This window comes from Thermosynechococcus sp. OHK43 (assembly GCF_014466085.1).
In the GTDB taxonomy this organism is placed as follows: Bacteria; Cyanobacteriota; Cyanobacteriia; order Thermosynechococcales; family Thermosynechococcaceae; genus Thermosynechococcus.
The window spans coordinates 1-7171 of record NZ_JACOMP010000045.1 but is presented as its reverse complement, the minus strand read 5'-3'; the positions used below and the strand labels follow the sequence as shown (position 1 = coordinate 7171).

9 protein-coding genes are annotated in these 7171 nt (G+C 54.3%); 6 read left to right on the top strand and 3 right to left on the bottom strand.

Translation table 11 applies throughout. The features are described from left to right. The 4 genes from H8Q75_RS02030 to nagA form a co-directional block, all read left to right on the top strand. On the top strand, nt 1-583 hold a 583-nt coding region (locus H8Q75_RS02030), incomplete at its 5' end, for a D-alanyl-D-alanine carboxypeptidase (protein WP_297040046.1). Between the two features lie 13 nt (nt 584-596). Continuing rightward, nucleotides 597-2228, top strand: a complete 1632-nt coding sequence (locus tag H8Q75_RS02025) for a DUF87 domain-containing protein (protein WP_024125358.1) — start codon at nt 597-599, stop codon at nt 2226-2228. Between the two features lie 60 nt (nt 2229-2288). Then, nucleotides 2289-2516 (top strand): ferredoxin family protein, encoded by a 228-nt coding sequence (locus H8Q75_RS02020; RefSeq protein WP_024125357.1) that lies wholly within the window; start codon nt 2289-2291, stop codon nt 2514-2516. Beyond that, entirely contained in the window at nt 2513-3655 is a 1143-nt protein-coding gene (nagA, locus tag H8Q75_RS02015) for an N-acetylglucosamine-6-phosphate deacetylase (RefSeq protein WP_297040041.1), read from the top strand. Before H8Q75_RS02020 ends, nagA begins: the two co-directional genes overlap by 4 nt. On the opposite strand, the gene H8Q75_RS02010 is transcribed toward nagA, so the two are convergent. Then, nucleotides 3630-3902 carry a CD225/dispanin family protein gene (locus H8Q75_RS02010; protein ID WP_024125355.1) on the bottom strand — a complete coding sequence of 91 codons (273 nt, stop codon included), beginning with the start codon at nt 3900-3902 and terminating at the stop codon, nt 3630-3632. The two genes, nagA and H8Q75_RS02010, sit on opposite strands and share 26 nt — an antisense overlap. A gap of 210 nt (nt 3903-4112) precedes the next feature. On the opposite strand from H8Q75_RS02010, the gene H8Q75_RS02005 reads away from it, so the two are divergent. Both H8Q75_RS02005 and H8Q75_RS02000 read left to right on the top strand, forming a co-directional pair. Continuing rightward, the gene (locus tag H8Q75_RS02005; protein ID WP_024125354.1) at nt 4113-4982 is read left to right on the top strand and encodes a tetratricopeptide repeat protein; all 870 of its coding nucleotides are present in this window, start codon (nt 4113-4115) and stop codon (nt 4980-4982) included. A gap of 1 nt (nt 4983) precedes the next feature. After that, complete coding sequence (locus H8Q75_RS02000) at nt 4984-5532, top strand: GNAT family N-acetyltransferase (protein WP_024125353.1); 549 nt, start codon at nt 4984-4986, stop codon at nt 5530-5532. On the opposite strand, the gene recA is transcribed toward H8Q75_RS02000, so the two are convergent. Both recA and H8Q75_RS01990 read right to left on the bottom strand, forming a co-directional pair. Continuing rightward, nucleotides 5499-6566, bottom strand: coding sequence for a recombinase RecA (gene recA, locus H8Q75_RS01995; RefSeq protein WP_297040036.1), 1068 nt, complete (start codon nt 6564-6566; stop codon nt 5499-5501). The two genes, H8Q75_RS02000 and recA, sit on opposite strands and share 34 nt — an antisense overlap. Nucleotides 6567-6634: 68 nt before the next feature. After that, a partial coding sequence (locus H8Q75_RS01990; protein WP_297040034.1) for a hypothetical protein occupies nt 6635-7171 on the bottom strand: 537 nt, incomplete at its 5' end.

The window sequence follows — 7171 nt, the reverse complement described above, 5'->3', positions numbered from 1 at the left end:
CTCCCTTCCCTTAGGGGAAATTGTGCGGCAAATGAATATCTACAGCAACAATGGAATTGCAGAAAAGCTGGCAGAAATGGTAGGAGGTGCTGCAACCGTGGCTCAAGTGGCTGCCCGTAAAGCCAATGTTTCCGCCGCTGAAATTCAACTGATCAATGGTTCAGGGCTGGGGGAGGAGAATCGAATTTCTCCCCGGGCAGTGTGTGGTATGCTCTTTGCCCTCCAGCAGGAGTTAGCCGCGAAAAACCACAGTTTGGCAGATGTGCTACCCATGGCAGGGCGCGACGGCGGTACATTAGAGGATCGTCAATTGCCTGCGGCAACGCTAGTGAAAACCGGTTCCCTTTGGAATGTGAGTGCCCTAGTGGGGGTCTTGCCTACGGCTCGATACGGCACTGTCTGTTTTGCACTCTTGAATGGTGGCAGCAACCTAGAGGGCTTTCGGCGGGCGCAGGATCGCTATGTGCAGCACCTCAGTCAAACCCTCCAACCGAGTCAACTACCGGGGGCGGAATTCCACAGCCAAGCTGGTGCTCCCCGCTTTGGGGATCCCCAACGGATCCAGGCTGTAACGGCGCAATAAAGACGCAATAAAGATGACGGCTCAACAACTGGGAATAGTCGTCCAAGGCTCCCTCAGTCAAGGCCTTGAAGTGCGACTCAGTGGTCAGGTTTCAGTGGAGGAACTGCGGGTTGGGCAATTTTTGGTGGTGCAAGGCCGGCGATCGCGCTTCTTTTGCCTGCTGACGGATGTGGCTCTCGGCACTGCCAATCCCCGCATTCTCCTCAATCCCCCCGCCCTTGAAGATACCTTTTTGCAGGAGGTGCTAGCAGGCAATGGCACGTTTGCCACCTTGAGTGTGGCGCCAATGCTAATGATTCTCGACGATGAGCAGGAACTCCGTCCTGTGAAAACCATTCCTGCCCACTTCAGTCCGGTTTACGAAGCCAGTGAACGAGACTTTCGTGCCGTCTTTGGCTGGGAGGACGATCCGCAGCGGCGCCACTTTGCCATTGGTACCCCTTTGGATATGGCGGTGCCCATTTGTTTGGATTTAGATCGCTTTGTGGAGCGCAGCAATGGCGTATTTGGCAAGTCGGGCACGGGCAAGTCCTTTTTGACGCGGCTGTTGTTGTCGGGGATTATCCGCAAACAGGCGGCGGTGAACCTGATTTTTGATATGCACTCGGAGTATGGCTGGGAGGCCACCCGGGAAGGCAAGCAACTGAGTACCGTTAAGGGATTGCGGCAACTGTTTCCACGCCAAGTAAAGATCTATACCCTTGACCCTGAATCCACCCAACGGCGGGGCGTGCGCGATGCCCAGGAACTCTACATTGGTTTTGATCAAATCGAGGTCGAGGACTTGGCGCTGGTGCAGGCAGAACTCAACCTCTCGGAGGCCAGCCTAGAAAATGCAATGATTCTGCGCAACGAGTTTGGTAAGGGCTGGATCACTCGCCTGCTGATGATGACCAATCAGGAGATTCAGGAGTTTTGTGAAACAAAAATGGGCAGCAAGGCTTCTATCATGGCCCTGCAACGCAAACTCACGCGGCTGGAACAACTGAAGTACCTACGCAACACCTGTAGCAAGAACTACATTGGCCAAATTTTGGCGACCCTGGCTGCAGGTCAACATGTGGTGATTGAGTTTGGCTCCCAAGCGAATATGCTCTCCTATATGCTGGCGACGAATATTATTGCCCGCCGCATTCACCAAGCCTACGTGCAGCAGTCAGAGGTCTTTCTGCAAACGAAAAATCCGAGCGATCGCCCCCGGCAACTGGTAATCACGATTGAAGAAGCTCACCGCTTCTTGGATCCAGCAACCGTAAAACAGACGATCTTTGGCACGATCGCCCGCGAAATGCGCAAGTATTTCGTGACCTTGCTGGTTGTGGATCAGCGGCCTTCCGGCATTGATAGTGAAATCATGTCGCAAATTGGTACTCGCATTACGGCCCTCCTCAACGATGAAAAAGACATTGAGGCAATTTTCACTGGGGTGCCCGGATCACAGCAGTTGCGTTCAGTGTTGGCAAAGCTGGATTCTAAACAGCAGGCTCTGGTCCTTGGCCATGCAGTGCCGATGCCAGTGGTGATTCAAACCCGTAGCTATGATGAAAGTTTCTATGGGGAAATCGGCGATCCCGACTGGCAGGAACTACCCACACCTGCGCTCTTAGAGGCGGCTGAAGCTGCTAAGTCAGATTTAGGGATTTAGCCGCGGGATTTACAGATTTACAATGGATAGGTGAATTCCACTCTCAGTGAGGAAAACACTGTGGCCCACACGATTGTCACCAATACCTGTGAAGGGGTTGCTGATTGCGTCGAGGCTTGTCCGGTAGCCTGTATTCATCCAGGGCCGGGCAAAAATAGCAAGGGCACGGATTGGTTCTGGATTGATTTTGCCACTTGCATTGACTGCGGCATCTGTCTGCAAGTGTGTCCTGTCGAGGGGGCAATTGTGCCCGAAGAACGTCCTGATTTACAAGCAACGCCCGCATGATGGCGGCGCAATGGCTGGATCGGGTCCGGCTTTTGGGGCGCGATCGCCTGCAACAGGTACAAATTGCCGATGGCAAGGTAGTCGCCATTGGCTCAGATTTAATTCCACCGCAAGCTGTTGGCGTTGTGGATTTTGCTGGTGATTATCTCTCCCTGGGGGGGGTCGATTTACAAATTAACGGTGCCTTGGGCATTCCTTTTCCGGAGTTGAAGACGACAGAACCGCTGCCTAAAATTAGCCGCTACCTTTGGCAACAGGGGATTGATGCCTATGCCCCCACCATCGTAACCGCTCCCCTAGGGGCAATTCACACCGCTTTGGGACTGATTCACCAGTATGTGCCGAACTCTCTGGAGCCGGAAGCTGAGATTCTCGGCGTCCATTTAGAGGGGCCGTTTCTCAATCCCCACAAGCGGGGGGCCCACCCCCAAGAGTATCTGCAACCCTTGACCTTGGAAGCTGTTCAAGCAGTTCTGGCAACCTTTAGCCCAGCAGTGTGCATTCTCACCCTAGCGCCGGAATTGGATACAAGCCATCAGGTTTTGCCCTACTTGCGGGAGTTAGGAATTACCGTCAGTTTAGGCCACTCCATGGCCACCCTAGCCCAAGCCCAGGCGGCTTTTGAGGCGGGTGCCACTATGATTACCCATGCTTTTAATGCCATGCCTCCCCTCCACCATCGAGAGCCGGGACTGTTAGCAGCCGCCCTGACCGATCAGCGGGTCTGGTGTGGGGTGATTGCCGATGGGGTTCATGTCCATCCCCAAATGTTACGGATTTTGTGGCAATGCGCGGGCGATCGCCTGTTTTTGGTCAGTGATGCGCTGGCACCGCTGGGGTTAGGGGATGGCCTGTACCCTTGGGATGAGCGGCACATTGAGGTCAAAAATGGCACTGCACGATTGGCTGATGGCACCCTCTGCGGTACCACAGTGCCGCTGCTGACCATGGTGGGACGATTAGTGGACTGGGGAGTGTGCAATTTTGAAGCAGCGTTAACATTGGCGACGGTAAACCCGCGCCGGGCTCTGGGCTTGAGGACTGAACTATTGCAACAACCGGCCACTCACCTGTTGCGCTGGCGATCGCCTGACCATTATGAACGCCTGCCGGCTACTGGCCCCCCTGCTCGGCGATAATTGCGAGAACCATGAGCACCGCATAAAGAACACTTCCCAGCAATCCTAAAATGACAGCCATCCAAGTGAACAACTTGGCCTTATTTGAGGCCTCTAGCGCCCCGGCACGATCGCCGGCGGTCAACTTTGAGTCAACTTGGGCGGCAAAGATAATTGCGATAATTCCAACGGGTAAACAGCAACAAATTGTTGAAAGAATTGCTGGAACAAGATAGTTGGGGATGTTTTGCTCTGAACTGCTTGACATTTAAGCTTCCTCAAAAACACATTTAATTTTGTTTAGAAAATGTAAAGAGAAATATAAATTGAGATCCTAGTCAAGGTCTAAATTAATCTATTGTTTTTCAGAAAGCAAGCGTCTTGGCGCCAAGGCGGCAACAGCAAACACCAAGTGCGGAGAGGTTGTGGCAAACTAAAGAAGAATCCGTCCTGCTTAGTCAACACCGAGACGCCCATCGTGCTTAAAACAATTGCCCGCTCTATCTTTGGTCTGAGTCTAGTCCTCCTCAGTAGCAGTGTGGCCACGGCGCAGGTGGTGCTACCGCGCACCCTTGAACTCAATCCTAAGGAGATGGAGCAAAATGGCTTTATCGTGGCACAAGAAGCCCTGCAACTGGCGCAGTTCCAGCAATTTCAAGATGCGTTGGTGCGAGCCAAGCTGGCCGTGCAGTTAGCACCTCAGGCCCACGAGATCTGGGCCTTGCTCGGTGGCCTGTATCTCACGGTCAATCAACCTCAGGAGGCTGTTCCTGCCCTAGAGCAGGCCTTGAAACTGAATACCAAAAATCCAGCCGCCTATTTCAACCTAGGCACTGCCCACTTTCGCCTAGGACAGTACGGGGCAGCGGTGCGGGCAATCGCCCAGGGATTGGCTCTCAAACCCGATGCCACAGAGGAATGGTTTAATCTGGGCAACGCCTATCTCAAACTGGGAGAAAAGGAGCAGGCGATCGCTCAATACCGTCGTGTCCTGCGTTTGGATCGCCAGTTTTGGCCAGCCTACACCAACATTGGTTTGGTGCTCTATGAGCAAGGCAGGATTCAGCAGGCGGCAAAGAACTGGGAACAGGCGGCAGACATTGACCCCAAGGCCAGTGAGCCTAAACTGGCTTTGGCCACGGCTCTCCTTCGCCTGGGGCAGGAAGAAAGGGCAATACAACTCGCAGAGGAGGCGCTGCGTCTCGATAGTCGCTACGGCACGGTGGAGTTTCAACGGGAGAACCTCTGGGGCGATCGCTTGGTGGCGGATACGCAAACCCTATTGGCCAAGCCCCCCCTGCGGGCACTGATGAGCCAACTGGAGCAATCTGCCCTTCCTCAGCCCTAGCATGATTGAGATTCGTGCAGCAGAGATCACCGACTTGCCAAGTGTGGCTCAGCTCGTGGCGCTGAGTTTTCATCCCGGTGGCGGTTGGCAAGCCCTTTGGCGCGGTTTTCTCCAGTTGGGGATTGAGCAGGATTTGCGCGATCGCTGGCAGCGCGAGCGTCCCCACTACCACTGTTGGCTAGCCATTATGCCCATAGGAGGCGCTTCTCGATGTGTAGGAAGTGTTGAGGTGCAGCTCCGTGAGATCAAGGGGCAACCCAACCCTTATCTCTCTAACTTGGCCGTGCATCCCGACTACCGACGACGGGGCATTGGCCGGCGGCTATTACAGGCGGTTGAGACCCACCTTTACGCCATCTATTCCGACTATTCCGATCTCTATCTCCACGTCCTTGCTCAAAATCAAGCAGCACGGCAGTTATATGCCCGCTGTGGCTTTGAAGTGGTTGAGGAAGACTTCACGTTTTGGGGAGAGCGAAAGTTACTGCTGCGGAAGTCCCTCACAGGCGATCGCCCCTATTCCTCTTCGCCAATTTCCTCATGGGTATGAGTCACCCTATTGGCAAAATTGGCAAAGCCCGCTGCTCCTTGGTCTAGCTTTTGCCGCACCTGCTGTTCAACCTCTTGGGCAAAGGGAGGGTTCTCCTCCATGTACTTAATTGTGTTCTCGCGGCCTTGGCCAAGGTTTTCACCGTTGTAGGAATACCAAGCCCCTTTGCGGGTAATCACACCGGTTGCCTCGGCTATATCGAGAACGCAGCCTAACTTGGAAATCCCCTGACCAAAAATAATGTCAAACTCTGCAATGCGAAAGGGAGGCGCCACCTTATTTTTGGCCACCTTGACTTTGGCGCGAATCCCAAATTCCTCTGTTCCCTTCTTCAGGGTTTGCACTCGCCGAATATCTAGGCGCACCGAGGCAAAGAACTTGAGGGCTATTCCCCCCGTTGTCGTTTCCGGGTTGCCGTAGGTGACGCCAATCTTTTGCCGCAATTGGTTCAGGAAAATCACCGTACAGCCCGTTTTACCGATATTGCCGGTAATTTTGCGCAGGGCTTGGCTCATGAGGCGGGCTTGCAGCCCCACATGGCTATCTCCCATGTCTCCCTCAATTTCGGCACGGGGCACCAAGGCGGCCACGGAGTCCACCACCACAATATCCACAGCCGTCGAGCGCACCAGTTGATCCACGATTTCTAAGCCCGCTTCTCCAGTATCCGGCTGCGCCACCAGCAGGTTTTCAATATCTACCCCTAGGGCAGCAGAATAGGTGGGATCTAGGGCATGTTCGGCATCCACAAAGGCAGCGACCCCACCAGCTTTCTGGACTTCGGCTACGGCGTGGAGTGCCAACGTGGTTTTCCCTGAACTTTCAGGCCCATAAATTTCAATGATGCGTCCTTTTGGCAGACCGCCGCCCAAGGCAAGGTCAAGGGTGAGGGCGCCACTGGAAATGGTCTCCACTTTCATGCGGGTAGCATCCCCAAGGCGCATAATGCTACCCTTACCAAAGTTGCGTTCGATCTGGGCGACGGCAAGCTCAAGGGCTTTGCGCTTTTCGGCGGAAACGGTGGTGTTACTCATAGAAAGCTAAAAAAGTTAGCGTTCTTCTAGATTAGCGGATTGGCAAAGTTTATCGCTGTGAGGCAGGGTTAGATCAGCTTGCGACGGACAACGATGGCATTCTCACCCACTACGGGATCACGCAGAAGTAGGTGACCTTCGGTATCCATAACAATTATGGCCTCATACCCCAACTCATGGGCGGTTTGCCAGAGATTTTGTGCCAGTTGATCTTGCTTGGTAGGACTAAGATCATACCAACCATTGGCCAGCACTAGTTCTAGGCGCTGCTCGCTGGGGGTGAGGGTCAGGGTGGGATCAAGGGCGTTGCTGTAGCGATCGCAAATGGCCAGCAACCGCTGGCGGACGGTGAAGCTGTCACTGACGGTGGAGGAAGGAGCAATCGCCACCGCTGAGGGAGTGGGCAGCGGTGGCGGCTCTGGTATTGGTGCGGACGGCGGGGCTAGGGTTGCTGCCGTTGGTGAGGGAGCAGAACGAGGCGGCACCAGAACACTGGGTTGGGGAGGGTGGGTCGCTTTCACCGTTGGCCGAGCGGCAGACTGAAAACGGAGGGGATTCAACAGGAGCAGAATAAGGAGTAGGGCGATCGCGATCCCAGTTAATGT

Excerpts from the sequence above, each read along its gene's own strand:
- H8Q75_RS02000 (WP_024125353.1), top strand. The coding sequence starts at position 4,984 with ATGATTGAGATTCGTGCAGCAGAGATCACCGACTTGCCAAGTGTGGCT.
- H8Q75_RS02025 (WP_024125358.1), top strand. The coding sequence starts at position 597 with ATGACGGCTCAACAACTGGGAATAGTCGTCCAAGGCTCCCTCAGTCAA.
- recA (WP_297040036.1), bottom strand. The coding sequence starts at position 6,566 with ATGAGTAACACCACCGTTTCCGCCGAAAAGCGCAAAGCCCTTGAGCTT.
- H8Q75_RS02010 (WP_024125355.1), bottom strand. The coding sequence starts at position 3,902 with ATGTCAAGCAGTTCAGAGCAAAACATCCCCAACTATCTTGTTCCAGCA.
- nagA (WP_297040041.1), top strand. The coding sequence starts at position 2,513 with ATGATGGCGGCGCAATGGCTGGATCGGGTCCGGCTTTTGGGGCGCGAT.